Origin of the sequence: Endozoicomonas sp. (assembly GCF_965196975.1) — a bacterium.
Lineage (GTDB): Bacteria > Pseudomonadota > Gammaproteobacteria > Pseudomonadales > Endozoicomonadaceae > Endozoicomonas.
Window position 1 is genome coordinate 3,576,307 of sequence record NZ_OZ239981.1, and the last position, 26,443, is coordinate 3,602,749.

24 protein-coding genes and 1 pseudogene are annotated in these 26,443 nt (G+C 46.1%); 11 read left to right on the forward strand and 14 right to left on the reverse strand.

Annotated elements, in window-relative coordinates:
* Positions 1 to 2: 2 nt before the first annotated feature.
* A complete protein-coding gene (locus tag ACOCLE_RS15990; RefSeq protein ID WP_419533318.1) occupies positions 3 to 1,079 on the reverse strand; it encodes a bifunctional DedA family/phosphatase PAP2 family protein in 1,077 nt (358 codons plus the stop codon).
* A gap of 235 nt (positions 1,080 to 1,314) precedes the next feature.
* Here ACOCLE_RS15990 and trmH point away from each other — a divergent pair, with 235 nt between their 5' ends.
* The 7 genes from trmH (at position 1,315) to ACOCLE_RS16025 (ending at position 7,230) form a co-directional block, all read left to right on the forward strand.
* Positions 1,315 to 2,001 (forward strand): tRNA (guanosine(18)-2'-O)-methyltransferase TrmH, encoded by a 687-nt coding sequence (gene trmH / locus ACOCLE_RS15995; protein WP_419533319.1) that lies wholly within the window; start codon positions 1,315 to 1,317, stop codon positions 1,999 to 2,001.
* A 117-nt stretch (positions 2,002 to 2,118) separates the two neighbouring features.
* Entirely contained in the window at positions 2,119 to 2,994 is an 876-nt protein-coding gene (gene tesB / locus ACOCLE_RS16000) for an acyl-CoA thioesterase II (protein ID WP_419533320.1), read from the forward strand.
* 382 nt (positions 2,995 to 3,376) lie between these two features.
* Positions 3,377 to 4,381 (forward strand): polysaccharide deacetylase family protein, encoded by a 1,005-nt coding sequence (locus ACOCLE_RS16005; protein WP_419533321.1) that lies wholly within the window; start codon positions 3,377 to 3,379, stop codon positions 4,379 to 4,381.
* A gap of 112 nt (positions 4,382 to 4,493) precedes the next feature.
* Complete coding sequence (locus ACOCLE_RS16010; RefSeq protein ID WP_419533322.1) at positions 4,494 to 4,847, forward strand: c-type cytochrome; 354 nt, start codon at positions 4,494 to 4,496, stop codon at positions 4,845 to 4,847.
* Between the two features lie 319 nt (positions 4,848 to 5,166).
* On the forward strand, positions 5,167 to 5,703 hold the full coding sequence (locus ACOCLE_RS16015) for a hypothetical protein (RefSeq protein WP_419533323.1): 537 nt from the start codon (positions 5,167 to 5,169) through the stop codon (positions 5,701 to 5,703).
* A gap of 203 nt (positions 5,704 to 5,906) precedes the next feature.
* Complete coding sequence (locus ACOCLE_RS16020; RefSeq protein ID WP_419533324.1) at positions 5,907 to 6,215, forward strand: hypothetical protein; 309 nt, start codon at positions 5,907 to 5,909, stop codon at positions 6,213 to 6,215.
* A 73-nt stretch (positions 6,216 to 6,288) separates the two neighbouring features.
* Positions 6,289 to 7,230, forward strand: a complete 942-nt coding sequence (locus tag ACOCLE_RS16025; RefSeq protein WP_419533325.1) for a hypothetical protein — start codon at positions 6,289 to 6,291, stop codon at positions 7,228 to 7,230.
* Here the strand turns inward: ACOCLE_RS16025 and ACOCLE_RS16030 are convergent.
* Both ACOCLE_RS16030 and mpl read right to left on the reverse strand, forming a co-directional pair.
* Positions 7,198 to 7,821, reverse strand: coding sequence for a flavin prenyltransferase UbiX (locus tag ACOCLE_RS16030; RefSeq protein WP_419533326.1), 624 nt, complete (start codon positions 7,819 to 7,821; stop codon positions 7,198 to 7,200). The two genes, ACOCLE_RS16025 and ACOCLE_RS16030, sit on opposite strands and share 33 nt — an antisense overlap.
* A 39-nt stretch (positions 7,822 to 7,860) precedes the next feature.
* Positions 7,861 to 9,243, reverse strand: a complete 1,383-nt coding sequence (gene mpl / locus ACOCLE_RS16035; protein ID WP_419533327.1) for a UDP-N-acetylmuramate:L-alanyl-gamma-D-glutamyl-meso-diaminopimelate ligase — start codon at positions 9,241 to 9,243, stop codon at positions 7,861 to 7,863.
* A gap of 261 nt (positions 9,244 to 9,504) precedes the next feature.
* Between mpl and ACOCLE_RS16040 the strand changes: the two genes are divergently transcribed.
* Complete coding sequence (locus tag ACOCLE_RS16040) at positions 9,505 to 10,770, forward strand: 6-phosphofructokinase (protein ID WP_419533328.1); 1,266 nt, start codon at positions 9,505 to 9,507, stop codon at positions 10,768 to 10,770.
* Between the two features lies 1 nt (position 10,771).
* On the opposite strand, the gene ACOCLE_RS16045 is transcribed toward ACOCLE_RS16040, so the two are convergent.
* The 4 genes from ACOCLE_RS16045 to ACOCLE_RS16060 form a co-directional block, all read right to left on the reverse strand.
* Complete coding sequence (locus ACOCLE_RS16045) at positions 10,772 to 12,106, reverse strand: diguanylate cyclase domain-containing protein (RefSeq protein WP_419533329.1); 1,335 nt, start codon at positions 12,104 to 12,106, stop codon at positions 10,772 to 10,774.
* Positions 12,107 to 12,184: 78 nt separating this feature from the next.
* The gene (locus tag ACOCLE_RS16050; protein WP_419533330.1) at positions 12,185 to 12,772 is read right to left on the reverse strand and encodes a chemotaxis protein CheB; all 588 of its coding nucleotides are present in this window, start codon (positions 12,770 to 12,772) and stop codon (positions 12,185 to 12,187) included.
* Positions 12,769 to 13,608, reverse strand: a complete 840-nt coding sequence (locus tag ACOCLE_RS16055) for a CheR family methyltransferase (protein ID WP_419533331.1) — start codon at positions 13,606 to 13,608, stop codon at positions 12,769 to 12,771. The genes ACOCLE_RS16050 and ACOCLE_RS16055 overlap by 4 nt, the downstream gene beginning before the upstream one ends.
* Complete coding sequence (locus ACOCLE_RS16060) at positions 13,605 to 17,792, reverse strand: response regulator (protein WP_419533332.1); 4,188 nt, start codon at positions 17,790 to 17,792, stop codon at positions 13,605 to 13,607. Before ACOCLE_RS16060 ends, ACOCLE_RS16055 begins: the two co-directional genes overlap by 4 nt.
* A 192-nt stretch (positions 17,793 to 17,984) precedes the next feature.
* Between ACOCLE_RS16060 and ACOCLE_RS16065 the strand changes: the two genes are divergently transcribed.
* Positions 17,985 to 18,443 carry a DUF2165 family protein gene (locus ACOCLE_RS16065; protein WP_419533333.1) on the forward strand — a complete coding sequence of 153 codons (459 nt, stop codon included), beginning with the start codon at positions 17,985 to 17,987 and terminating at the stop codon, positions 18,441 to 18,443.
* A gap of 395 nt (positions 18,444 to 18,838) precedes the next feature.
* Here ACOCLE_RS16065 and ACOCLE_RS16070 read toward each other — a convergent pair whose 3' ends face one another.
* From ACOCLE_RS16070 to livH, 6 genes and pseudogenes are all read right to left on the reverse strand, one after another.
* The gene (locus ACOCLE_RS16070; protein ID WP_419537219.1) at positions 18,839 to 19,540 is read right to left on the reverse strand and encodes an ABC transporter ATP-binding protein; all 702 of its coding nucleotides are present in this window, start codon (positions 19,538 to 19,540) and stop codon (positions 18,839 to 18,841) included.
* 34 nt (positions 19,541 to 19,574) lie between these two features.
* Positions 19,575 to 20,090 (reverse strand): GNAT family N-acetyltransferase, encoded by a 516-nt coding sequence (locus tag ACOCLE_RS16075; RefSeq protein ID WP_419533334.1) that lies wholly within the window; start codon positions 20,088 to 20,090, stop codon positions 19,575 to 19,577.
* Positions 20,091 to 20,116: 26 nt separating this feature from the next.
* On the reverse strand, positions 20,117 to 20,164 hold the full coding sequence (locus tag ACOCLE_RS16080; RefSeq protein WP_419537220.1) for a hypothetical protein: 48 nt from the start codon (positions 20,162 to 20,164) through the stop codon (positions 20,117 to 20,119).
* Between the two features lie 18 nt (positions 20,165 to 20,182).
* Positions 20,183 to 20,884: pseudogene (gene livG, locus ACOCLE_RS16085) on the reverse strand (high-affinity branched-chain amino acid ABC transporter ATP-binding protein LivG); the annotation flags it as partial.
* Between the two features lie 18 nt (positions 20,885 to 20,902).
* Positions 20,903 to 22,240 carry a high-affinity branched-chain amino acid ABC transporter permease LivM gene (locus ACOCLE_RS16090; RefSeq protein ID WP_419533335.1) on the reverse strand — a complete coding sequence of 446 codons (1,338 nt, stop codon included), beginning with the start codon at positions 22,238 to 22,240 and terminating at the stop codon, positions 20,903 to 20,905.
* Entirely contained in the window at positions 22,237 to 23,163 is a 927-nt protein-coding gene (gene livH, locus ACOCLE_RS16095; RefSeq protein ID WP_419533336.1) for a high-affinity branched-chain amino acid ABC transporter permease LivH, read from the reverse strand. Before livH ends, ACOCLE_RS16090 begins: the two co-directional genes overlap by 4 nt.
* Positions 23,164 to 23,380: 217 nt before the next feature.
* Here livH and ACOCLE_RS16100 point away from each other — a divergent pair, with 217 nt between their 5' ends.
* Positions 23,381 to 24,529, forward strand: a complete 1,149-nt coding sequence (locus ACOCLE_RS16100) for a tyrosine-type recombinase/integrase (protein ID WP_419533337.1) — start codon at positions 23,381 to 23,383, stop codon at positions 24,527 to 24,529.
* Here ACOCLE_RS16100 and ACOCLE_RS16105 read toward each other — a convergent pair whose 3' ends face one another.
* A complete protein-coding gene (locus tag ACOCLE_RS16105; RefSeq protein WP_419533338.1) occupies positions 24,530 to 24,784 on the reverse strand; it encodes a pyocin activator PrtN family protein in 255 nt (84 codons plus the stop codon).
* Positions 24,785 to 25,158: 374 nt separating this feature from the next.
* Here ACOCLE_RS16105 and ACOCLE_RS16110 point away from each other — a divergent pair, with 374 nt between their 5' ends.
* The gene (locus ACOCLE_RS16110) at positions 25,159 to 26,439 is read left to right on the forward strand and encodes an ISKra4 family transposase (protein WP_419533339.1); all 1,281 of its coding nucleotides are present in this window, start codon (positions 25,159 to 25,161) and stop codon (positions 26,437 to 26,439) included.
* Positions 26,440 to 26,443 lie beyond the last annotated feature (4 nt).

The window sequence follows — 26,443 nt, forward strand, 5'->3', positions numbered from 1 at the left end:
TTTCAGCCCAGCTTTTCATCTTTAAGAGCAACCAGTGCCCAGAATAAGCCAAGGCACATTCCCGTCACTACATCGCCAAACCAGTGAACCTGCAAAACCAGTCGGGAAAAAGCTTCAATCATAACCAGTCCCAAAGCCACACTTGCCCATAACCACTGGATCTTAAATGAACGACTTGCTCTCAACAGGACAGCAAAAGAAAACAGTACATACGCAGTAGCTGTTGTATGACCAGAAGGGAATGCGTAAGGATCCAGCCCTGTCACTATTTGAGGCCTTTCATTGTCTGCCAGCCATTTGATAAGCCAGACAGAGCAAGCCATTGATACACCACCACAGAGCAGGCGGAACAGGGCTGTAAGCCGGTTAGAACGATAAAGCCAGAATAAGCCCCCAGCGGAAAAAATACTCAACACAGGGATACTGCCAATCTGAGTCACCCAGTACATCGTCTTTTGCAGCCAGGGCAATTGAACCGCTGTCAGCCATTCATAGGCACGTTGATTGACGTTTTCCAACAAGCCAGTCCCGTTAGAGAAAACAAGTACGGCAAGAAGCCCTGATACAAGCACCAGATACCAGATAAATCGCGGTTTTAAATGACGATGAACACTGATCAGCAACGGAGGGAACAGGATGGCAACACAAGTGATGGCTAACAACACAACCATCAATTGATCGGGTACTTTATCATGCCACTGCAGTGCAGCTCCCGTCAGGTAACCTGGAAGCAGGTAAACGGGAGACCAGGCAAGGGCGGAGAGAAAATTAACGGTAAAAAAGCACCTGGGAACCATGCCCATCATGCCCGCAACTGCAGGTATGATGGGGCGAACTGGTCCAACAAAGCGTCCTATCACAACACTTAAAATGCCATATTTTCTGAAAAAATCCTCACCACCATCCAACCACTGAGGGTGACGATTAAAAGGCCACCAGCACCTGACTCGCTCGTGGTAATAATATCCAAGCAGGTAACTGATCCCATCCCCAACAATGGCTCCCAGAAAAGCCCACAAGAGGATTGGATAGATAGAAATGGAAGCCGCCCCGGCAATAGCCGCTAATGCAAACAGCATGGCAACACCTGGCAGAACAATACCCACCACAACCAGTGATTCCAGACAGGCAACCACTGCTATAGCAGGGCCAATCCAGCCAGTATTCTGCTGTAGCCACATGTGAATGGCATCAAAATAAGCGTTATCCATGAATTACCAGGGCCTTTGTGGGAAATAGCTTCCTATCGATTTGGACTGATGCGTTACCAAGGTTAGACTGAAGTTTCAGTTTAATAGATTACCGGAAATAATCATGACACCGGAACGTTACCAGAAATTTTGCGAGGTTCTTGATCGAAGACAGCCTGACCTTACTGTTCTCACCGACCAGGTTCATAAAACCCACAATTTATCCGCCATTATCAGAACCTGTGACGCCGTAGGTATACACGAACTGCATATGACCCAGCCTAAAAGAGGCTACAGGCAATACCGCAGGCGGTCTATGGGCAGCCACCGCTGGGTTGACATACATGACCATGGCACCATTGAAGATAGCGCATCCCATCTGCAAAAAAGGGGATTCAAACTGCTTGCCGCTCACTTTTCCCCCCAAAGCATTCCATTTTATCAGGCAGACTTCACTGAACCCTGTGCCATCATCCTTGGGGCTGAAAAGGATGGCATCAGTCCGGAAGCGGCTAAGCTGGCAGATGAGCACATCATCATCCCCATGGTGGGCCAGGTGGCGTCATTCAATGTTTCAGTAGCTGCAGCCATCATCCTGGTAGAAGCCCAGCGCCAACGGGCAGAAAAAGGCTTGTATAACAGTCGTCGGCTCCATGAAGACGTGTATCGAAAAACCCTGTTTCGCTGGGGTTATCCTGAGTTAACCCGTTACTGTGATGAGCGGGATCTGGATTACCCTGAAATTGACGACAATGGGCAATTGGTTAATCCTTCGTATTGGTACAGTCAGGTTCGAAAAGCAGACCTGTGAGTTCAAACAACACCATTTTTATAGGGTAAATGCGGGCCTGTTGTTATCCTATGACCCAAAGCACCAACACAATCTGCAGCCAATCACATAAACGGCATGCAATCAGGGAGTTACAGGATGAGTGATGTACTGGAAGAACTGATTAACCTACTGAAACTGGAGCCTATTGAAAACAATATATTCCGGGGTCAGAGTCAGGATCTTGGTTGGGGCCGGGTATTCGGTGGACAGGTATTAGGGCAGGCACTGTCTGCGGCCAGGCAGACAGTAGACCCTGAACGTCATGTTCACTCCTTTCATAGTTATTTTCTTCGCGAGGGCGATAGCAGCAAGCCGATCGTTTACACAGTTGACTGTATTCGTGATGGCAGAAGCTTCAATACCCGCCGGGTAGTAGCCGTTCAAAATGGTCGCCCCATTTTCAATTTGTCGGCTTCCTTTCATTTAAACGAAGGTGGTTTTGAGCATCAGGACCCGATGCCAAACGTAATATCTCCGGATGAAGCACTGAGTGAAAAAGCGCTGATTCAAAGGCACAGTGACTTAATCCCCAAGCCTCTGCAGCAACGACTGCTCAGCGATACTCCCATAAAGATTCGCTTTGCAGACCCGGCTGATCCACTGGCAGAAAAAACCAGAGCTCCAAATCATAAAATATGGATAAGAGCCAACGGAAAACTACCTGACAATCCAGGACTTCATAAGTACCTTCTGGCCTATGCCTCAGATTTTCAGTTCTTATCCACCTGCCTTTACCCCCACGGGGCAGCCACTTTTCAGAAACCCATTCAAATAGCCAGCCTGGACCACGCCATGTGGTTCCACCGCCCATTCAGAATGGACGAGTGGTTACTGCACTGTGTTGAAAGTACTACTGCCAGTGGCGCCAGGGCACTGGTAAGAGGCCAGGTATTTAATCAGGCTGGAGAGCTGGTGGCGTCTACGACTCAGGAGGGGCTTGTCAGGCCAATCAGAACTCAGACCAAGGTCTAAAGGCAGAACAGGCAAGCTACTCGTAAACTGTTAATGTTCGCTATTGAAACTTATGCCACCAAATCAGCCCCTGCCCTTGCTGACTGGTGGCTGTTTTTTATCTAAGTAGTTGAATAATCAGAAATCGTACTTAGTACGATAGTAAATCGTATCCGTGAAAGGTTAGAATCTTCTTAAAAACTGAAACAGCCTGATGCGGAATGTTCAAACCACCCTCTCAATATAGTCATTGAGACCGAAAAAGGGTAAGACTTCAGCAGGAGGCCATTCATCATAAGGAAATACTGTGAGCTTCTTTTCTAGAATTCTGCGGTCTATGCCCCGATTCCAACTGCACTTGCTGTGTCTTTTTTCAATACTGAGCATAACATCCACACCAGCTTTGGCTGCCAGCTCGGCGGTTATCCTTCAGTATCATCATGTCAGTGATGACACCCCCAGAATCACCAGCGTTACCCCTGACACCTTCAAAAAGCACATGAGCTACCTCGCTGAGAATAAGTTTAATGTGATCCCATTAGTTGAAGCCGTTGAGGCTCTTCGCAATCAACAACAATTACCAGAAAAAACGGTTACCATTACGTTCGACGACGCCTATCTGAGTATCTATACCAATGCATTCCCAGTAATGAAAACCCATGGTTTTCCATTCACAATTTTTGTCACGCCAACTCCCGTGGATAAAAAGTATCAGAAGTTTCTCAGCTGGGAGCAGCTGCAGGAAATGGCCCTCCATGGGGCTACACTTGCCAATCACACCATGAACCACGATCACAGTGTGGAAAGGCTACCAGGCGAGACTGAAGAACAATGGCTTACCCGTTTCCGTACCGACCTGGAAACGACTGAAAGCAGAATCAAAGAGAAAACGGGCCAAAGTGTTAAAATGTTTGCCTGGACTTTTGGAGAAACCACCCCTGAGCTCAGGACTGCACTGGATGAGATGGGCTATATTGGCTTTGGTCAACAGTCCGGAGCAGCTGGAGAATACTCCGACTTCACCCGTCTCCCTCGCTTCCCAATGGCTGGTATTTATGGTGTGAATGATTTTGGCATCAAAGTAAAAAGCAAGGCTCTACCGGTAACCAATCAGACCCCGGACTCTTCATTGATTTCGAAAGACAGTCTCAAGCCAGAACTCGTGCTGACTCTGGCAAAAGGTGATTACCAGAAAAAGCAACTTAAGTGTTACGCCTCAGGTCAGGGTGAGCTGAAGGTAACCTGGCTCGATAAAGAGATGACTCGTCTGAAAACCCAAGCCAACCGGGACTTACCAGTAGGTCGTACTCGCTACAACTGCACAGCCCCGTCCAACAGCGGCAAGCATTACTACTGGTATTCTCATGCATGGCTGAGACTGACTGACGAAGGTAATGCATTGAATTAAAACAATGACTGCTAACATTGATTAGCACACTATGTGCAGCCTGTGACTTCACTCCTCTATTACACAGGCTGCTCTCACTAACTCTTTATCATCGTCAAAATCAGCTGTTCCAATGAAAATAACTGTTCAAATCAGACAAATAGCTATTCTCTTCATCCTTTTCTTAACAGGATGCACAGACCCCTTCTCTGACACTCACTCTCAGGTAACTCCTGACCACCTTAAAGCCGCTCAGGGCAAGGCTTTACAGCTCTGTGCCGGCTGCCATGGCCCTACCGGTATTGGTACTGCCTCTTTCAACCCTAATCTGGCCTGCCAGAAAAAAGAATATATGGTTAAGCAGCTTAATTACTATAGAGATGGTTCAAGAACCACCCACCGGCCAATGAGCAATATTGCCAAACTATTAACCGATGAAGAAGTAGAGCTCATTAGCGAATGGTATTCGATTACCGGGTGCCAATAGTGGATTCATAACCATACTGTCGGTTTTTCTAACACCTCCAAACAAACCATAAACCATTGAAAATAAAATAAAACATATAAATTCAAGATAAATTAGCTCTCAGTGCGTTTCTAATTCCAATTAATTATCGAACTAACTCACCCATTTTAGGTCTTAAGTACCAAGTAAACCTTTTTAAGTACGATGGTTTATCAAAATAACTAACTGATTAGTTAGTTTGTTCCAGTAACAGCAGTGATAAAATTTTTCCAATTTAAATACTAAAGGTTTTACAAACCAATAAACAAAAATTGAGCTCTCAAATATAAGGAGATTAAAAATGTCTATGGGATATGAAAACGTAGCTCTACTTTCTAGTCAGTTTGTTTCAGCAGTGAGTGCAGAAGCACTAAAAGCTTACGATTGTGCAACCAAACAAGTCAAAGCAAAAGCCGAAGCTGTGTGGAACAGTCTTCCTACAGTGACATTGGATGATGTTACAGGCTATTTAAACAAAGGAAAAAAATACATTACAGGTACTGAGCTTTATAAAGGCCTCTCAGAAAGAGCCTGCAAAGCATATGATACAGGTTGTACTTATTGCACTATGGCTGACACCTTTTGGGGCACCGTCGCCAAGTGGGGTTTAGGCACAGCTCTAGTAACGACCTACCTGATTCCTCATACTTTTGTTATTGGCATGGGACTGGGTCTGGGTATGGCATATGGAGGCTATAAAGGTGTTAATCAGACGGTTCCTCAAAAAATGGAACAGGCTGAACTACACCAGAGACTGATAAAGGTCATACAGGAACATCCAAACCTGCTGGAAGAAACCGAGAAAGATAAGATCCTATTACAATTACAGAATGCTTAATTAACTTTTGGGGAGGAATGCCTCCTCCCCTCATTTCCCAAATTCTATGCCCCTACCCCAAGTGATCTAATTCGTACTTAATGAGTTTATATATTCTCTATGGCATTCTCATTTGTAATTTCTTTATCCATGCTTGAATCCCTACCAACAACAACTAGCTTTATATAAGTAACTACTGGATATAAACCGCCACGGAGCCTCTCATGGAAGAGCAAAACATCAAAAAACTGGCACTGATTATCTCTGCCAACTGCATTCGTCAGTCCACTATTGAAGAGTGTCAGAAAAAAGGACAGATCAACGACCAGCAACTGAATCAGATTAACAAGGAAATGTCTGATCGAATCTATACCTTCCTGACGTATCTGCTGCAGAAACCTGCGGATGAATATACGGTCATGATGGAAGCAATGGCCAAGCACTACCCAGACAGCTGGGAACAGCCAGAGTTGAGCCAACTGATTCTCCAGCAGCCACCGCAAACTGCAACACCGGGCTCAACACAACATTAAGCGCTCTATAAATGACCATCGGGTCATTATAAAAGTGGCTATGCTTGTCCCTGTGCAATCAGGGACAAAAACAATGCCTGTCAGGATTAATCAATTCAATTACCAATGGTTTCTGGTAGGGACACTGATGTATCTTTCCATGCTTTCCCAGGCCCATGCCGTCGATCAAAAGCAAAACTACCAAGCACTGTCATTTACGCTCAGTGAACTATTAACTGAGCTGAATATTCCACATGCCCCCACTCTGGACTCAATCATCAACGCCAGTCAGGTATGGCGCAGAAAGCCAGGACAGGAACGGTGGGAACTACCAACGCTGAACATCTCAAAAACCCAGAAAGACAGAGCGTTTGAACTACTCGATCAACTGGGTCTCGTCTCTCCCGCGCGCCCCCCAAACAAACAGTATGACTATGCTCTGCTTTTGGGAGCAACAGCCCCCGGAATGAAGCGAAGACTGGACTATCTGGCTTATTGGTGGAACCAAGGTATTCGATTCAAGCGCTTGATTTTTCTGGTTGGTCAGCGCCCTCTCAACCCCGGAATTGATTACCTGGACATTCTGACAAGAAAACCCGACGACCAAAATCTAGGGCAACTCCCTTTCACCGAGACAGAAGCGGCCATCATGCTGCATCAGCTGGCTCCAATGCCAGAAGCCATGAGAGACATGCCGGTTGAGTTTATTGATACACCGAGAAACTGGAGGAATAGACTCTGGCACAGACCCAATACCCGAGACACTCTGAAACAGTGGATAAAGGTAGAGCCATTACCGGGCACTGCTCTGGTTATCTCAGACCAACCCCACGGAGCCTATCAGAAAGAGGTCGTAAGACAGGAGCTGCCAGTAGGCTTTTCGGTTGATCTGGCAGCAGGCCCAGCAGACCCTGCAACAACACTGCCTATCTATCTGGACGCCCTTGCCCTGTGGCTTTACAACCTGAAGCCTTTTATCCCAAGTACAGAGTTAACAACGCCATCAAAGACGCTGACTCCCCCAGGAAGGCATTAATTCCTGAGGAACTCCCAGCTGGTCCAGTATTCTAGCCACAATAAAATCCACCATATCATTCACTGTCTCTGGCCGGTTATAAAATCCTGGTGATGCAGGAATGATGATGCTTCCCATGCGACTCAGTTTCAGCATATTTTCCAGATGAATCTCAGAATAAGGCGCTTCTCTGGGAACTATGATCAACTTACGCCGCTCCTTTAATACAACCGTTGCAGCCCTCTGAGCCAGGTTATTACTTAAACCACAGGCAATGGCTGACAAAGTGCCGGTACTGCACGGGCAAATCACCATTGAGCTGGGAGCACCACTGCCTGAAGCAACAGGTGACATCCAGTCATCTTCGCCAAACACACGAATCTGTTTAGGCACTGCCTGATAACGATCAGTAAGGTATTGCTCGATAGCTTCCGGTGTATCTCCAAGTTCAAGATCCATTTCTGTCGCCAGAACTACTTTTGCCGCCTTGGATACCAGAAAGAAAACTTGCCGCTCTGCTGCCACGAGACACTCAAGCAACCGAAGCCCATACTGTGCACCAGATGCGCCAGTGAGTGCCAATGTCACTCTCTCAGGGTTTGATGGGGTCATACTGTACTTCCTATCCTATTTAGCTGAAGGCCAGAGTCATCAAACTCCAACCTCAACCCTGGATTTCTCTTTCAGACCATTGGCTATACGCCCATGAATCCCTTCAAAACCACCATTACTCATCACCAGAAGATGATCCCCCTCTTTAGCGGTATCAACCAGATAACGAACAATTGCATCCGTTGAGTCCATGACAGATGCTTTTACGGGACTATCTGCCATCAACTTCTCCAGAGGCCAGTCAAGCCCCTGAGGTTTAAACCAGATAACTTCAGAAGCCAGCCCTGTGGAAGCGATCAACGTTTCCTGATGTATCCCCATTTTCATGGTGTTTGATCTGGGCTCAATAATTACACGAATATTCGCATGTTCACCCAATTTAGATCTCTGACCCGCCAACGTGGTCGCAATAGCTGTCGGGTGATGAGCAAAATCATCATAAATCCGAACACCGCCGATATCCTCAACCAGTTCCATTCGCCGCTTGACTCCCTGGAAGACGGATAATGCCTCACAGGCTATTTCAGGCAAAACACCAACATGGTGAGCCGCAACAATGGATGCCAACGCATTAGCGACATTGTGATCGCCTTCCTGATTCCAGTTTACAGTACCAGCAACATGACCTTTATATACAACCTGAAAGTGGCTTCCATCTTCACTGACAGGTTCAACTTGCCAGGGTTTGTTGTTCCCTCCAAGCTCTTCCTGCTCAGACCAGCACCCCATGGTAATAACGTCATCAATTTCAGGCGTATTTGCTGGAAAAATGATTCTCCCACTTCCAGGAATAGTCCTTACCAAATGATGGAACTGTCGCTGAATAGCAGCGAGATCATCAAAAATATCGGCATGATCAAATTCAAGGTTATTAATAATTAATGTTCTGGGGTGGTAATGAACAAACTTGGAACGCTTATCAAAAAAAGCAGTGTCGTACTCGTCCGCTTCAATGACAAAAAAAGGGGTACTGCCAAGCCTTGCTGAAATACCAAAATCCTTGGGTATACCACCAATCAGAAAGCCTGGAGACATTCCTGCATACTCCAGTATCCAGGCGAGCATACTGCTCGTACTGGTTTTACCGTGGGTACCTGAAGCTGCCAGAATCCAGCGCTCTGGCGCAATGAATCTGGAAAAAAACTCAGGGCCTGAAACATAAGGCATCCCCTTTTCAAGCACATACTCTACAGCAGGAATTCCCCGCTTCATGGCATTACCAATCACAACCAGGTCAGGTGCAGGACTAAGTGCTTCAACACCATAACCCTGAAACAGGGAAATACCCTGCTCTTCCAGCTGTGTACTCATAGGAGGGTAAACATTCTCATCCGAACCGGATACATTAAATCCAAGCTCTCTGGCCAGCAGAGCCAGGCTCCCCATAAAAGTTCCACAAATTCCCAGAATGTGTACGTGCATTCAAAGTTTCTCCGAGAGGGCACTCAAATTGAAAGGGACGACACTCTGTTGTGCCCTTAAGCCCCCTGATAACAGAATTTTGACATTGTTTTTGCCTTAAGCGCAAAAGGACGTTGACATCGAATAGGCATCAGCTCATAAAAGCCCTGTGTGCATAAAAAAACTAACCCGATAAGGTCTACCAATAAGCTTGGGATCGGGTATCATCAGCACCCAACTTAAAACACAAAATAACACAGAGTAACGCCCGGAATTTAACCGATGACAAAGAAACACGCTTTTTACGCACAGTCTGGCGGTGTTACCGCTGTTATCAATGCCAGCGCCTGCGCGGTTATTGAAACAGCACGTCGTTACCCGGATAAAATCGACAAAGTCTACGCAGGACATAATGGCATCCTGGGAGCTTTGCGTGAGGAGCTTATCGACACATCTTACGAATCCGATGAAACAATAGGTGCATTACTAAGAACCCCGGGAGGTGCCTTTGGTTCCTGCCGTTACAAGCTTAAATCGTTCGAAGAGAGTGAAGCGGAATATCGCCGGTTAATTCAAGTATTTCAGGCTCATAACATCGGTTACTTCTTCTACAACGGTGGAAATGACTCCATGGATACGGCTTGGAAAGTGTCTCAGCTCAGTGAAAAAATGGGGTACCCCATCACCTGCATCGGGGTGCCCAAAACCATCGATAATGACCTGGCTGTAACCGATAACTGCCCGGGTTTTGGTTCTGCAGCCAAATACCTTGCAGTATCAACCAAAGAGGCCAGTCATGATATTGCCTCAATGTGTGATACATCGACCAAAGTGTTTGTCATGGAAGTCATGGGTCGTCATGCTGGATGGCTCGCAGCGGCCACAGGTCTGGCTGCCCGACAGGATGGAGATCCACCACATATTATTCTTTTCCCAGAATTGCCTCTGGACAAAAAAAAGTTTCTTAAAAAAGTCCATGAAACCGTTAATAACGAAGGTTATTGCGTAATCGTTGCTTCAGAGGGCGCTAAATATAACGATGGCAGCTTTATCTCTGCCTCAACCACCGTAATCGACTCCTTTGGTCACCAGCAACTTGGCGGTGTAGCTCCTGCCCTGTGCAATATGATCAAACAGGAGCTGGGATACAAATATCACTATGCTGTTGCTGATTATCTTCAGCGTTCAGCTCGCCATATTGCATCACGCGTTGACGTTGAACAGGCTTACGCTGTTGGCAAAGCAGCGGTAGAGCTTGCCGTAACGGGCCACAATGCTGTAATGCCAGCAATCGTTCGAGAGTCTGACCTGCCTTATCGCTGGGCCATCAAAGCGGTTCCTCTGGAGAAGGTAGCCAATTTTGAGCGAAAAATGCCACTGGACTTTATCAATGAGGACGGGTTCAACATTACTCCAACCTGTCGAGGTTATCTTGAACCGTTGATTGAAGGAGAGGAGTATCCTGCTTACCTGAACGGCCTGCCTCGTTTTGCAAGACTGAAAAAAGTCTTTGTCGAAAAGCAGCTGAATACACCGTTTGACGTGTAATTCAGTGTTTAAGGTCGGAGTAAAACCGAAAGTCATTCCGACCTTCATTCTTCGCTACATACATAGCCTCATCTGCCGCCTTGATCAATCCGTCTGCATCTCTTCCATTATCAGGATAAAATGCAATGCCGATACTGGTGCCTACTTTTTTGGAAGCGTCCCCAAGCTCATGGGGCTCTTTAAGCACCGAGAGAATTTTATTGGCAACGGTTCTGGCATCATCTGAGTTCTTCACATCATCCAGGACCACTGCGAACTCATCCCCCCCCAGCCGGGCAATCAGGTCAACCTTCCGAATACAGCTTTCAAGTCGATTAGCGACGCTGGAAAGCAGTTGATCTCCAGCATCATGACCCAGCTGGTCATTGATCTCCTTAAAATGATCCAGATCCAGAAACATGACGGCCGTATTTTTATGGTAACGATCACTGCGATCCATTGAGGACTGAAGAAACTCCCTGAACAGGGTTCGGTTAGCCAAACCAGTCAGGCTGTCGTACTTAGCCATTCTCAATAATTGGTCTTCCATTTGCTTTCGCTCAGTTATGTCCTGAAAAACAAACACTGCACCCTGAACTGAGTTTCGACCATTCACGATGGCGGCAATATTAAACTCTGCTGGAAAAGTTCCCTGCCTAATATTGATTAAATCAGTAGACTGCTTGAGAGTTCCTCCCTTTTCCAGACACTCCCGATAAATATCTGACTCCCGCCACTGATCAATAGCAGGCTTACCATCCGTTGCATCAAAAAGAAACTGGCTGATGTGGGTATTCAGGAAAGACTCTTCAGTACCGCCCAATAGCTCACATGCCGTCGGATTGATAAAGGTTATGTTTCCCGCTTTATCCAACCCAACAATGCCTTCACCTGCACAATCCAGTAACAGTTTATTTTTTCTACTGATCCAACGAAGTTCCTTGGTTACGTCCTCAAGCGCCAGCCGCTGCTCTTCCAGCTGTAAAAATACCTTCACTTTGCCTAAAAGAATTTCTGGAACAATTGGCTTAGGCAAATAATCTACAGCACCAGACTGATAGCCTTTGGCAACGTAGTTATGATCTTTATTAATCGCAGTAACAAAAATGATGGGAATATTGGCAGTTTGCTTGTTGCTGTGCAGTAATGTCGCCGTTTCGAAACCATCCATACCAGGCATTTGAACATCCAGAAGGATAACAGCAAAGTGATGGGCCAAAACTTCAGACAGCGCCTTCTCACCAGAGTCCACCTTGTGGACTTCTGCACCCAATGGCTTTAATAACTTATCCATAGCCAGCAGGTTTTCCGGCCGGTCATCCACAACCAGAATTTTGACTTTGCTATTTGTCTCCATACCAGACAATCCCTGTCTCATCCCTGAAAGGCTATCGCCCAACAACCTGGCAGTATTGACCTTTGTAAATTCGAGGTATCAGGCACCACCAATCTGATCCAGAAAAGCTGGAATTTCCTCTAACGTCATCAGGTAATCCACACACCCTGTATCCAGTGATGCCTTGGGCATAACCCCCATTTCAGCATTTCTAGGACATTGGGCAACAGTGGTTCCCCCAAAATCCTTTACTGTTCGAATACCATCGGCACCATCTCGATTAGCACCAGTCAAAACAACGGCAACCAGCTCCTGCCCATAAACTCTGGCCGCTGACTGAAACAGCACATCAATAGAAGGTCGAGAGTGAGCAACGGGGGCTTCAAGGTTCAGGCTGATAACCCCCTGCTCCTCAACCAGCATATGGTAGCCAGCCGGTGCAAGATAAATGGTACCCGGCTGTATTCGATGTTTGTCTTTCGCCACCTTGACTGGAAGCGTACTCTGCCGGGCAAGTACCCTGAGCATGCCTCGGTCATCATTCAACCCTACATGCTTGGTGACCAGAATGGGCAATGAGAAGTCCTCTCCCAGTTCGCTGAAAAGAAAACCAAGAGCATTTATTCCCCCTGCAGATGCTCCCAGCACAACAGCCTTGGGCTTATTCTCAACTGAAATCCAGCTCACGAACCAACCTTCCTGTAGATTCGAAGCGTATTACTGACATCTTCAAGGTGGTTTCTGATCTGGCTGAACTTCAGGTTCTCTCTTCGTCCGATGCAGAGAAACCCTCTCGGGCATAAACTGTCGTTAATCAGAGTTAACGCCCTGTCCTGCAATTGCTCGTTAAAATAAATAAGCACATTGCGACACATCACCAGATTCATTTCACCAAAAACACCGTCAGTAACAAGATTGTGATTGGCAAATGTAACTCGTTCAGCCAATCGGCTGTTGATCTTGATGGAGTCGTAAAGGCTGACCCAATAATCACTCAGCTCTGACTTTCCTCCCGAAAGACTGTAGTTTTTTTTATAAAGCTCAATATCTTCCGCCGGATAGATACCCTTTTTTGCTAATTTAAGAGCATCATCATTGAAGTCCGTCGCGTATATCTGGCAACGATCCAGAAGCCCCTCTTCTTCCAGCAGGATCGCCATAGAATACACTTCCTGCCCCGAAGCACACCCCGCATGCCATATCTTGATAAACGGGTATGTTTTGAGTACTGGAATGACCTCCTCTCTCAAAGCTTTAAATACGTCTGGATCCCGAAACATTTCAGTCACAACGACAGGGAGACTTTTCACAAACCGGTAAAACGCACGGTTATCATGCAGAAATAGTGGAATTAGCTCACTGACGCGATGAATACCTGACTGATCCATGTACTTTCTTACACGACGAATCATCGACGCTTTGGCATAGTCATGAAAATCATAGCCGTAGCGCGTCTTGACAGCCTCCAGCAATAAGTCGAGTTCCAGCTGTTCCAGATCAGCTACTGAGTAATTCTCAATCATCGAAGCAGCCACACCTTCAGCATTGCTGTCAACTTGTCCATATCCAGCGGTTTGCTCATGTAATCATTGGTCCCCGCTTCAAGACATTTAGCCTTATCACCAGCCATGGCCTTAGCCGTCAAGGCAATAATTGGGAGGTCTTTAAATTCATTCATTTGCCGAATAGTGGCTGTTGCCTCATAGCCATCCATGATGGGCATCATAATATCCATTAACACCAGTTCAATGCCGTCTTCTTCCTCAAGCTTGTTGATGGCATTCTTCCCATTATCAGCGAGTACAACCTCCAGCCCCATTCCCTGCAGGGCTTTAGAGAGGGCAAACGTATTTCTCAGGTCGTCATCTACCAGCAGAATCTTATGTCCATCAAGGCTTTTCTCTGCACTGGTTACGGGCTCATCGGGTACATCCTCCACCTGATCCTTATTCACAGTATGTAGAAACAGGCTGACTTCATCGGTGATTCTTTCAAATGCCTTATCTCCCTTCATCACCATGGCATTCGTAAACTCCTGCAACTGGGAATGCTCTTTTTTATCAACAGGGTGAGCGGTGTGAATAACCACTGAAGGCATGTCAGCGCCCAGCCTGCCTTTGATTCTTTCCAAAAACTCCAGACCTCCGATATCTCCCAGATCCAGGTCCATAATCAGACAGTGCCAATGATGGGCGGCAAGCTCCTTCTCAGCTTCAACAGCAGAATTGGCATACCCTACATGAAGCCCTTTTTGCTCTAACATACTTCCTACTGATGACCTCTGCTCTTCATCCAGATCGAGAATCAACACATCATGGATATCCTGACTTATGGCCTGCTCAAGCGTAGAAAACGCTTTATCAATTTCTGTAACACTCACGGGCTTTCTCAAGTAACCAACAGCACCAAGGCTGGAAACCGAGCCTGGATCACGTCCCGAAACAATGTGAACGGGTATATGCCTAGTCATATCATTGTCTTTTAGCTGGGCAAGTACCTCCTGACCATCCATATCCGGTAAGCCCAAATCCAGGATGATGGCAGAGGGTTGATGCTTTCTGGCCAGAGCAATGCCCTGCTCCCCCGTTGGAGCATGCAGGCAACCAAAGTGGTGCTTACCTGCTAATTGAGTGAGAATGGCAACAAAGTGAGGATCATCTTCAATGGCCAGCAACTGATAATCAAATGTTTCCATAATCCCAGGTTCAGTGACCTCATCCACAGGTTCACTGCTACTTTCAGGTTTCTGAACGGTAATATCAGGTCCAGCGCTCCCCAAGGCTTGGTCGAACACATCGGACACATAGTTATCTGCCAGAACTTTCTCCGGCCCCAGAGAACAAACTGGATTACTTGGCAAAAACAGAGTGAACGTTGTTCCTTCACCTTCTTTACTTTCCAGTTCAATAAAGCCGCCCAGTAACTCGGCCATCTCCCTGGATATCGCCAGCCCAAGGCCCGTTCCTCCATACTTTCGACTGGTCGATCCATCTGCCTGCTGGAATGATTCAAAAATGGATGCCTGCTTCTCTTTGGGTATCCCAATGCCACTGTCTTTTACGGCAAAAGCAACCCAGATATCTTCTGAAAAGCGACCGGAGCGAGCTTCATTAAATATTTTTACCTGAACAGTTCCTTCCTCAGTAAACTTGAATGCGTTGGACAGGAAGTTCTTTATGATCTGCATAAAGCGCTGGCTATCAGTGAAAACCGACTTGCTCGTACCGCTTTCTATGTTGACCAGGAATTGAAGCCCCCGGCTTTCCGCCAGAGGATTAAACATAGTTTCGATACTGCCTTTAATCTCTGTCAAAGGCGTGTCATCAAGATTTACGGACATCTTGCCTGCTTCAACCTTAGACAGATCAAGGATGTCGCTAATCAGTTCCAGTAACTCTTTACCACCGTTGTAGATAACCTGGGCTGATTCCACCTGATCTTCTGTCAGGTTGCCTTCGTCATTCTCTGCAAGCATTTGTGAAAGAAGCAAGAGAGAATTCAAAGGCGTTCGCAGCTCATGAGACATGTTGGCCAGAAACTCGGACTTATATTTACTGGCTCTGGCAAGCTCCTCTGCCTTTTCCGTTACCTTTTTACTGGATAACTCAATATCTTTATTCTTTCTCTCTATCTCTTCTTTCTGGAGCATCAGCTGCTCACTGAGCTCTTCCAGCTCTGCATTGGATTTCTGAAGCTCCTCACTTTGGGCTTTAAGCTCTTCCTCAGATTCTTCCAGAATACCGGCTCGCTTTTCCAGCTCTTCATTCACCGAACGTAATTCTTCTTTTTGCTCCTTTAATGCCTCTGATTGCTGGGTCGTGGTATCAAGAAGCTGATTTACCCGGGTTCGGTACTGAGCAGAGTTAATCGCAATGGCAATACTTTCAACAGAATGCTCAAGGAACAGACTTTGCTCATCCGTCATTGGCCCCAGGCGTGCAAACTCAAATACTCCTTTAAGCTCATTTTCATAGCAAAGGGGAACAATGATGAGATGGGCTGGTCTGGCTGAGCCCAGTCCGGACTCAATGTCAATATAACCCTCAGGTACATTGGTTATCTCTATCGGTTCTCTTTCCAGTGCCGCCTGACCAATCAACCCTTCACCAATTTCAAAACAATTTGCATGCTGATTGCGCTTACGCCAGGCATAGCTTCCCATCAGCTGCAGCTGATTTTTATCATCTTTCACAAACATCGCGCCGGAATGCATATCCAGATAGCGGGCAATATAAGTCACGATGTGGTGGCACAGCTCAGCCATGGCCTGCTCACCACGTACACTGTTATGCAATCCCGCCATACCTTCCTGAAGCCAGTTTTTCCGGGTATTTTCATCACTGATGGTACGCAGCCTATCTGTCATCTGGGCAAAACTGCGGCTCAGCTCGCTGATCTCATTATTTCCACTTAGAGCAGTTCCTTCGGCATAGTCACCCGCTGCGACCCGATTGACCCACCTGGTAATCAGACGTATGGGTTTCACCAGTTGTCGAGTAACAAACAGAGCAATTAAGACGACCAGAGCAAAAGTGATGGCGATAAGAACAAAAAGACGTTTTCGAAAATCCTGAACGGATGCAAAAGCATGCCGATGCGTTACCTCTGAAAGCATGACCATAGGGGTGCCAGCAATATTTATTGGCAGATAAATCCCCAGAACTTCTTCACCATGAATGTAGCTTCGAATATGGCTTAGACTCGCTTTGGCAGCCCGGTTCAATACGTCCTGATCATCCAGGCTTAGGGAGTCAAGATCCTCTGATATTGAATCCAGGTCATGATCATGCGCTCCAGCAGGCTCATGAGCATGACTATTATCTGAAGAGAGTTCTCCGAAATGGCCGTCATCTTCCTTGTAACTTCCGTCGTCCTCGAGATGGCTTAGCCACAAATTAATAAGCGGATTATCATCCTCAAATGTCAGCTGTTGTTCACTTTCAAGCTGGGTACCAAAGCGAATTTTACGATCTTTACCAACCATAAATGAGGAGAGCCCCGCTACATTTGACTTGCCACTGTCAAACATAACCTGAATATTCTTAGGGTGTATCTGAACCGCAATAAAACCCAATGCTTTCTGAAGGGAGTCAGCAAGCGGCAATATCAAAAAAACAACCTTCTCATTGCCTACTGGCGGGTAAGCAGCAAGATCGGCATACTTTGGCTTCTGATCATAAAGGCTGGCTTTGACCGCCTTAGCAAAAAGAGTGTTGGACAACTCTGGAGAAAACAGGTTTTTCCCTAAATCACTGTATTCATTGACAGTGTATAGAATGTTCCCTTCCGCATCCCCCAGAATCACATCGGAGTAATCATAAAATCGAAGAAAATCTACATACTCCATGGAATAGTGTTCGTATATTTCTCCATATTCCCTTGAATTGATAAATTCTGTGATTGGCTTTTTCTTGAACCCATCTGAGCTCACAAGCTCAGAAATGAACGCTTCAGAGGGCGCAGCCATAATAAATAGATTGGTTAATACCGTATCAAAATATTCATTAACCCGTTGAGTCAACTGGAAATTGACGGATGAAAGCTGATCATAGTGTTCTTTAATAATTCCCTCTTTACCCGTCTGGTATTCATTCAGCCCAACAATAACAACAGGACCTATGGATAAAACGATAAACCAGAGAAAAAGCGTGAGCGCCAAGCCACCCGTCTTTCGCTGACTGTTTTCACTGGGTGATTCTGGACTCATGGTCTAACCTCTGTGCTTTACCAAAGGATGGAAATTGGAGTTTTGCCATCTCTTATTCATCGTTGATATGCACAAAAAAATTAGGGTTCAATTTATTAGAACCAAAGATAAATCCAGTGTTGGGGATGGCAGTTCGCAACAAGCGATACAATCAAGATGAGGTAGCAAGTGGGTATACTTAAGATGTGCAAGATGATCATGGTGGCTCTGGTAGCCAGCTACATTACCATGGTTTTTTTCAACAACGTTACGGATTACTCAACCAATCTGAACTATATCCAACATGTAATGACGATGGATGCATTGCCTCAGGATTCCCCCCATCATTGGCGATCCATCCAGACTCCACTGCTCCACCACACCGCCTATCTTTTTATTATCATCCTACAGCTACTCTCATCAGCACTTTGCTGGAAAGGCTTCCTACAATTTCTTCGTCACACGGATAGAGAAAGTGTTATATCTGCCAGGCAAACATCCAATTTGGGCCTGGTATTGGCCTTCGGAATTTGGTTTGGAGGTTTTTTCGTCATTGGAGGAGAGTGGTTTTTAGCATGGCAAACCCCATGGGGAGCACTGGCCAGTGCTAGCCGGATTATGATTGCTGTTGGCTTAACGCTAATATTTATTAACTTGCCAGATGACTACTGAACCAGTATCCCAAGAGTAACCAGTGCCCCTGCTAATACACTCAGCGAGCTGGCTAACATCAACACTTCCATTGTGGTCAGCTTATCGTATTCAGGCTTCATACTGCATTTCCTGTACTGCTACTTCAGCTTTAGAAAAAGTATAGTACTGGGAGCATGTCTTACTAATCAGGACGAAAATATCAGTTATTTATTGATTTAGAATGAATAAATACAAAACAGCAATACTTTTAATTACTATTCAAGATTTAACCTAATATTTTGATTACAAAAAATAGCTAATACTAAAGATTTACCCACTCAATTATTGATATAGACGCGACTCAATAGAATTCCATCAAAGTCGCGTTCATCATGATTTAATAAATCATTATAAATCAAAGAAAAATACAGTATTTACCCTCCCAGGTAAGCCTCCTGGACAGATTCATTCACTAACAGAGCCTGTCCGGTGTCATGGAGAACAATCTTCCCATTTTCAAGCACATAGCCTCTATCAGCAAGCTTTAGAGCCTGATTGGCATTTTGCTCTACCAGAAAGATCGTCATCCCTTCATCCCTGAGCTTGGCAATAATGTCAAAAATCTGCTGAATCACTATAGGAGCAAGACCCAGTGAAGGTTCATCCAGAAGTAAAAGCCTGGGTTTACTCATTAGGGCCCGAGCTATGGCCAGCATTTGTTGTTCACCGCCAGACATGGTTCCTGCCCGCTGGTGAAGGCGCTCCTCAAGACGTGGAAATAGCTCAAGCACATGGCTATACAGCTGATGATAATCCTGATCATCCGTGAAAAAACCACCCATACTGAGATTTTCTTCCACGGTGAGTCGGGAGAAGACACGCCGACCTTCGGGCACCAGGGCAATGCCAGAGCGCATAATATCCGCAGTATCTTCCTGGGTAATTTCCTGACCTCCATAAAAGATCTGCCCACTGGTTGCCCGTGGATCACCACACAAGGTCATCAGCAGAGAGGTTTTTCCCGCACCGTTGGCGCCAATGAGCGTCACAATTTCACCAGTCCGGATCTCGACACTCACATCATCCAGCGCCTGAATCTGGCCATAAAAGGTAGATACATGCTCAAGACTTAGCAGTGGTTTATCGTTATTCATATGACTGCATTCCTGTTCATTCTTTTGGGTGTCGATAGACTTTCCAGACACTGCCGCGAAATGGAATCTCGTTTTCCAGAACAGCCCCCAGAGGCTCTGCTAATTTCATGGAGGGATGGTTATCCGGGTGAATAAGACTGATTAGAGGTATCTCTGGTAGATATTCCCGTCCAATGAACTGAACTTCCATGAACGCTTTAGAAGCATACCCCATACCCCAATGGTCGGAAGCAAGTGCCCGCTTGATTTCTGGCTCAGGCCAGTCATTTGGATACCAGAAGCCCGCTGTCCCCAGTAGGCAGGAAGAACTTTTCTTAATCAGAGCATACGGCCCATAACCACGTATCTGCCAATGCCCAACCATGCTGCACATGGTTCGCCAGGTTTCCCCTTCCGAGGAAGCCCTTCCCGAGGTATAGCGGGTTGCCTCTTCATCAGAGTAATACTTATGCAGACACCTCCAGCCTTCTTCCTTAAACTGCCGGAGAGCTAGCCTTTTGGTTTCTAATTCCAGTGGAACCCTGTACTTCATCAAACTGCCCCGGATTGTTGGCTTACTCAGGACTCGCCTAAATAAGCCTTGATCACCTCAGGATGATTGCGCACCTCTTCCGGTGTTCCGGATGCCAGCGGCCTCCCCTGATTAATAACATAGATCCGATCCGAGATTTCCATCACCAGTTTCATATCATGTTCAATGAGCAGTACAGATACACCATGGTTTTTTCTGAGATCTGAAATCAAATCATCCAGCTCTCGGGTTTCATTGGGGTTCAACCCTGCAGCAGGCTCATCCAACATTAGCAGTTGTGGATCGGTCACCATGCAGCGGGCAATTTCCAACCGCCGCTGCTGACCGTAGGCCAGGTTTCCGGCTTCACGATTGGCAAACTCAGTTAACCCAACTTTATCCAACCAGTAAGCAGCCCGTTCCATCGCTTCTGCCTCACTCTTGCGAAATGAAGGCGTTTTAAAAAGTCCAGCCAACAGCCCTGTGTTCAAATGACGATGTTGAGCCACCAGCAGATTTTCCAGAACCGTCATGGCTTTAAACAAACGAACATTCTGGAAGGTCCTAACAACCCCTAAACGGGCAATTTTAAAGCCAGGCAGCTTTTCTACCGCCTGCTCCTTAAAAAGAATCTTCCCTCCTGTTGGCTTATAGAAGCCGGTCAAACAGTTAAATACCGTCGTTTTTCCGGCGCCATTCGGGCCAATCATGGAAACAATTTCACCTTTACGAACTTTGAGCGCCATCTGATCCACTGCCAGCAGCCCCCCAAAGCGCATACTGAGATCCGATGCTTCCAGCAAACACTGACTCATCTCATAACTCCCTGAAGATTACACGCTTTCAGCAATGGGCTGACGATTAACAGACGCATCACCTTTGTCTGACTGATGATCCTTCAACTTCAGGTTTGGACGCTTCATGGGCATCAACCCTTCTGGGCGCCACATCATCATCAAAACCATCATCAGGCCAAACATGAGCATCCGATACTCCTGGAACTCCCGGGCAAACTCGGGAAGTACCGTCATAATAACGGCGGCAAGAATAACACCCATCTGTGACCCCATTCCTCCCAGAACGACTATGGCGAGGATGATGGCTGACTCAATAAAGGTAAAAGACTCTGGGCTTATAAAACCCTGTCGGGCCGCAAAGAAAGTTCCGGCAAAGCCAGCAAATGCTGCACCGATGGTAAAGGCAGATAATTTGATGGCTGTTGGATTCAACCCTAATGAGCGACAGGCAATATCATCTTCTCGAAGCGCTTCCCAGGCTCGACCTATGGGCATTCTCAGCAAGCGGTTAATAATATAAAGCGTCAACAACACCAGAAGCAGCGCCAGGATATAAAGGAAAATCACTTTATAGCCACTGCTGTAGTCAATCCCAAAGAACTCATGAAATGGTACATTGCCTTCTTCTTTAGCCCGTCGGGAAAACTCCAGACCAAATAGGGTTGGCTTAGGGATTTGACTAATACCGTTCGGCCCACCAGTTATTGAGGTCCAGTTATTCAACAGAATACGAATGATTTCACCAAATCCCAGGGTAACAATGGCCAGATAGTCTCCACGCAGCCTTAACACCGGAAACCCCAGAATAAAACCAAAGAACGCAGCCATAAGACCGCCGATCAACAGGCAGCTCCAGAAATCGAGACCAAAATACTGGTTTAGCAATGCATAGCTATAAGCACCAACGGCATAGAACCCCACATAGCCGAGATCCAGCAGTCCAGCCAGACCAACCACTACGTTAAGACCCAAACCAAGCATTACGTAAATAAGAGCCAGTGTTGCCAGATCCACAGCGCCACGGGAAACAAAGAAAGGCCAGATCATCAGCCCAGCGACAGCAAAACTGATCAGCAGCCGCTTCAGAGGCTTATTCTTATCCAGTGATGGCAGCGGAACCTGAGGTAATGGGTTGTGTTTTTTTGCACCCTGCCAGAAAGCAGAAATCGAGTTTCGAAATAACTGAACCAGAAAAACCAGAACAGCCCCAGATAAGATCAGGTTCCAGCGTTCGCTGGCGGCAAAGTGAACGACCAGTTCCGTATTCTCAGTGGATAACTGAACACCCAGCATTAACACCGCTAACAACAGCAATACCCCTGCTGCCATAACGGCTGGAAACCAGCGGAGTGTAGTAGATGATTTATTATTCATACCTTTTCTACCTCCGGCTTACCAAGAATACCCGAGGGGCGGAATAACAGAATCAATACCAACAGACTAAAGGCGACAACATCTTTATACTCGGTACTGAAATATCCCGCTGTAAACGCTTCAGTCACACCTAGAATCAAGCCCCCCAGTACCGCTCCCGGAATACTGCCAATTCCCCCAAGAACCGCTGCAGTAAATGCTTTCAAACCAGCCAGAAAGCCAATATAGGGGTTAATAACTCCATAATAGAGACCGAGCAAAACACCCGCTACTGCAGCCAATGCTGCACCGATAACAAAGGTTATAGAGATGACCTGGTTAGTATTGATACCCAGAAGACGGGTCATGCCCAGATCTTCCGCACACGCCCTGCATGCCCTCCCCATCCGGGATTTGGAAATAAAGAGTGTAAGGAGTGTCATGGTGATAAATGTAATGAGGAAAATCACCACCTGCATGTACGACAAAGTAACATTAAATTCATCCGCAGAGCCAAAGGTCCAGCCACCAGTAATCAGACTGGGCATTGCGATATCTCGGGATCCCTGGGCAATACGCACATAATTCTGAAGAAAAATTGACATACCGATCGCTGAGATAAGCGCAATCAGTCGATTGCTGTTTCTTAACGGTCGATAAGCGACCCGTTCAACGGCAAAACCGTAGGTACTCGTAATAATGATACTGATGACAAACGCTGCAGTTAACATCAGGGCAACGCTGTCAATTCCCATCAGGGCAAGACCAGCCAGCACGGCAAAAGCAACATAGCTGCCGATCATGTAGATCTCGCCATGCGCAAAATTGATCATTCCAATGATGCCGTACACCATCGTATAACCGATTGCTATCAGGGCGTACGTACTACCTACCGTCAATCCATTAAGTAGCTGTTGTATAAAGTAAAATCCGGATTCACCCATCCTACAACCTCTTTATTATTCTTCTTCATGGCTTGTTATTTTTAACCGTTTCGAGCCATTCTATCTGATATTTGTCCTAATATTGACCCACAATTTTTTTCAAAAAAACATTCATGGGACAATTTGGGACAAACTGGATTTAGCCCGCAGTATGAGACTTACGTGCATCTAAATCCAGCGCCATTCTCCCATAAGAAGAACTAAAAATGGTAGTTATATGTCGGTATATGATGAGTCAGTGACTGACTCGAAAGGAAAAAAGTCTTATCGAATAAGAGTCCGAATCAGAAAAGGAGACTTTCGCCGCAGCCAGACCAAAACATTCAACGACAAACGTCTTGGTTTATCATGGGGCACCCGCAAGGAACTGGAATTTCTCAATGAATATGAACAAATCCAGAGTGGCCTACCACCTAAGCCAAAAGAGTGCAGCCTGACGCTTGCAGAATACCTTCAAGAAGTTTTGGACTACATGGTGCACTTACCAGAAAGTGACAGATTTCGTGAAGCAGACCTTTCCTGCCTGCGTAAGTGGCAAAAGACCCCACTGGGAGAAATTCAATCATCAAAGCTGGACGGTCAGGACTTAATTAACTTTTTTGAATGGCGTATCCGTGAAAAAGGCATATCCCCTGCCACAAACCATTCCGATTTATGCGTACTGGTGAAAGCCCTTAAGTGGCATAAACGGCTAAATATTCCGTTTAACAATTTCATTACGGAAGAGTTACGTCTGGAACTATGGGATCTCAAGCTAACAGGCAAGTCCCGTCATAAGGACATCCGCCCGTCGAAGGAGCAGATTCTCACCCTCTATGGACACTTCCTTCAGTCGGACCATCATTCAGCAGCCTCAATCCCCTACAGGCATCTGATGCTTTTTGCCATTTACAGCACTTTTCGTCTCAGTGAAATCTGTAGATTGAAATGGGAAAACTTTGACAGCAATACAGGAAAATTAATCCTGGAAGACAGGAAAGACCCAAACAGCAAATGGGGTAACCATGAAAAGATTCCAATGCCCGATGAATGTATAAAACTGATCAACATTCAGCCACGGACTAAAGAGCGGATATTTCCATTTAGCTCCACCAGCATATCAACCAAATTCAGCCGAATCACCAAGCAGCTTGGCATGCCTGAAATTGGTTTTCACACACTTCGTCATGAAGGAATATCCAGACTGTTTGAGAAGGGTTACAACATTCCACAGGTAGTACTCTACAGCGGCCATAAGAACTGGAACAACCTTCGTCGATACACCCACCTGCTGGAAAAAACACCCCCTGATCTGTTCACAACCTGTATTAATATGGAGACCGAATACTTCAGCCGTATTGCCAATCGAGGTATGAAGGGGGCTTAATCACTCCCTCACTTTCTCCCAATCACTCCGATGACTGGCATACTGCCCATCAAGGTAACTGGCCAGATCATCCAGCTTAACAAGATAAGGTGATTTCTGACTGGCGCTCCCCCTCATCACTGGGATCGGCAATTCACCCCGTGCTGCCATTTGTCGGGCTTTAAGAGCACCGATGTTGAAATAGTCCCTGCACACATCCTCCAAAGGGATAAACACTTTTTCATATTGCGCCAGCAATCCAAATTCTGTTTTCATTTTTCTTTGACACCGCCATTCTGACCACGACGAATTTTTATTTCACGCTACCTTCAAAGGTTCATACCTTTAACATTCCCTACATTTATAAAATACCTATGGTAGATATAAGAAGTAGCCTGAAATCCGCACCCTAAACCCCCCATAAACCCCATTTTCAAGAACAGAATGCGGTCTCTATTTCATAAAAACAAATCGCTCACTGCAGAATAGAGCCCGAATTCCGTATCCATACTGCCCCGGATTATGGGGGTGTTAAATTTAATCAAGCACTTCTCAGGTGATCTTATTGGGTGCTCTCTCTGAATGATTGAAACAATAGTGCTCTATTTTCACAGCTACTATGGGAACACCACTCATAATAGTTAACTGTCATGCCCGCTTCTGTTATTTCCAGCTCTACCAAAAGCATCGTTTTGCAAATTGAAGTTTCTATAGATTCAGGCAACATGCTGAATCTTGAAGATAGTTTACAGCGTGCACTCAATGAAGCCGGGCAGCTTGGAACAAAAGAGTTATTGGGGCTATTTGAATCACCCAATAAAGAACCTATCGTCGTTAATCAGCAGAAGTGGAACTACAAAGGAAAGGTTCTTAAGCACTATGAAACCTTATACGGTCGTATACCTTTGGAGCGCTCCGTATATCAGGGTGTCAGAGGTGGCAGTACTCTGGCAGCACTTGATCTTCGTGCCGGTATTATTGGTTCAGCTACCCCCAAATTTGCCAAGTCTATCGCCTGGAAATACAGCCAGATGCCAGCGCCTGCGGTAAAAGAAGATTTTGAGACCAACCATCAAAGGACGCTTTCAAATTCTTATATCAAGCATTTATCGGACAGAGTAGGTGCATTAATTGAAGACCAGCAAGACACTCACTACCACCTTCCTCCACTAAAAGAGCCTGTTGAAACAATAGCCATTGGTCTGGATGGAACCTGCATGCTGCTTTGTGAAGAAGGCTGGAGGGAAGCCATGTGTGGGACATTGAGCCTATATTCTGCAGATGGAGACAGGCTCCACACGATATATACAGCCAGTTCGTCAGAGTATGGTAAACAAAGCTTTATGAGCAAGCTCGACGAGGAGATTGCAGATCTAAAACGACTCTACCCAAATGCCACATACATCGGGGTAGCTGACGGGGCTAGAGAAAACTGGAGTTATTTGAAACAACATACCTCTGGGCAGATACTCGATTTTTATCATGCATCTGAATATTTAGCTGGAGCAGCGGAAGCACTGTTTCCAACCAGTAAGGCGAAGCGACACCAGTGGCTTGAAGACAGGCTACATAGTTTGAAAAACAAGCGTGGAGCAGCCAAAAAAATCCTTCAGGAAATTGAATCAGCCGAGCTCCCGAAAAAGACAATCGCACTGACAGAGAAGCGCTACAAAGCTGTGAGCTATTTTACAAACAATCACCAGTTAATGAATTATCATCAGGCGCTTAAACGCCATTGGCCAATAGGTTCAGGAGTTACTGAAGCGGCTTGTAAGACTCTGGTAAAGCAACGATTATGTGGTTCTGGAATGAGGTGGAAAGCAACAGGAGCGGAAGTGCTTTTGACAACAAGAGCACTGATCCAGAGTAAGGGGCGCTGGGAACAACTTTGGTCTGAGTTCATGACTGGAAAGGTTGAAGCTAACCTATGAGTCA

Coding starts and splice junctions, on each gene's coding strand:
- ACOCLE_RS16055 (WP_419533331.1), bottom strand. CDS start 13,608: ATGATTGAGAATTACTCAGTAGCTGATCTGGAACAGCTGGAACTCGAC.
- ACOCLE_RS16025 (WP_419533325.1), top strand. CDS start 6,289: ATGCCTGTCAGGATTAATCAATTCAATTACCAATGGTTTCTGGTAGGG.
- livH (WP_419533336.1), bottom strand. CDS start 23,163: ATGGGTGAATCCGGATTTTACTTTATACAACAGCTACTTAATGGATTG.
- ACOCLE_RS16060 (WP_419533332.1), bottom strand. CDS start 17,792: ATGAGTCCAGAATCACCCAGTGAAAACAGTCAGCGAAAGACGGGTGGC.
- trmH (WP_419533319.1), top strand. CDS start 1,315: ATGACACCGGAACGTTACCAGAAATTTTGCGAGGTTCTTGATCGAAGA.
- ACOCLE_RS16065 (WP_419533333.1), top strand. CDS start 17,985: ATGATCATGGTGGCTCTGGTAGCCAGCTACATTACCATGGTTTTTTTC.
- ACOCLE_RS16030 (WP_419533326.1), bottom strand. CDS start 7,821: ATGACCCCATCAAACCCTGAGAGAGTGACATTGGCACTCACTGGCGCA.
- ACOCLE_RS16015 (WP_419533323.1), top strand. CDS start 5,167: ATGTCTATGGGATATGAAAACGTAGCTCTACTTTCTAGTCAGTTTGTT.
- ACOCLE_RS16045 (WP_419533329.1), bottom strand. CDS start 12,106: ATGGAGACAAATAGCAAAGTCAAAATTCTGGTTGTGGATGACCGGCCG.
- ACOCLE_RS16075 (WP_419533334.1), bottom strand. CDS start 20,090: ATGAAGTACAGGGTTCCACTGGAATTAGAAACCAAAAGGCTAGCTCTC.
- mpl (WP_419533327.1), bottom strand. CDS start 9,243: ATGCACGTACACATTCTGGGAATTTGTGGAACTTTTATGGGGAGCCTG.
- ACOCLE_RS16105 (WP_419533338.1), bottom strand. CDS start 24,784: ATGAAAACAGAATTTGGATTGCTGGCGCAATATGAAAAAGTGTTTATC.
- ACOCLE_RS16110 (WP_419533339.1), top strand. CDS start 25,159: ATGCCCGCTTCTGTTATTTCCAGCTCTACCAAAAGCATCGTTTTGCAA.
- ACOCLE_RS16090 (WP_419533335.1), bottom strand. CDS start 22,240: ATGAATAATAAATCATCTACTACACTCCGCTGGTTTCCAGCCGTTATG.
- ACOCLE_RS15990 (WP_419533318.1), bottom strand. CDS start 1,079: ATGCTGTTTGCATTAGCGGCTATTGCCGGGGCGGCTTCCATTTCTATC.
- ACOCLE_RS16100 (WP_419533337.1), top strand. CDS start 23,381: ATGTCGGTATATGATGAGTCAGTGACTGACTCGAAAGGAAAAAAGTCT.
- ACOCLE_RS16020 (WP_419533324.1), top strand. CDS start 5,907: ATGGAAGAGCAAAACATCAAAAAACTGGCACTGATTATCTCTGCCAAC.
- ACOCLE_RS16010 (WP_419533322.1), top strand. CDS start 4,494: ATGAAAATAACTGTTCAAATCAGACAAATAGCTATTCTCTTCATCCTT.
- ACOCLE_RS16040 (WP_419533328.1), top strand. CDS start 9,505: ATGACAAAGAAACACGCTTTTTACGCACAGTCTGGCGGTGTTACCGCT.
- tesB (WP_419533320.1), top strand. CDS start 2,119: ATGAGTGATGTACTGGAAGAACTGATTAACCTACTGAAACTGGAGCCT.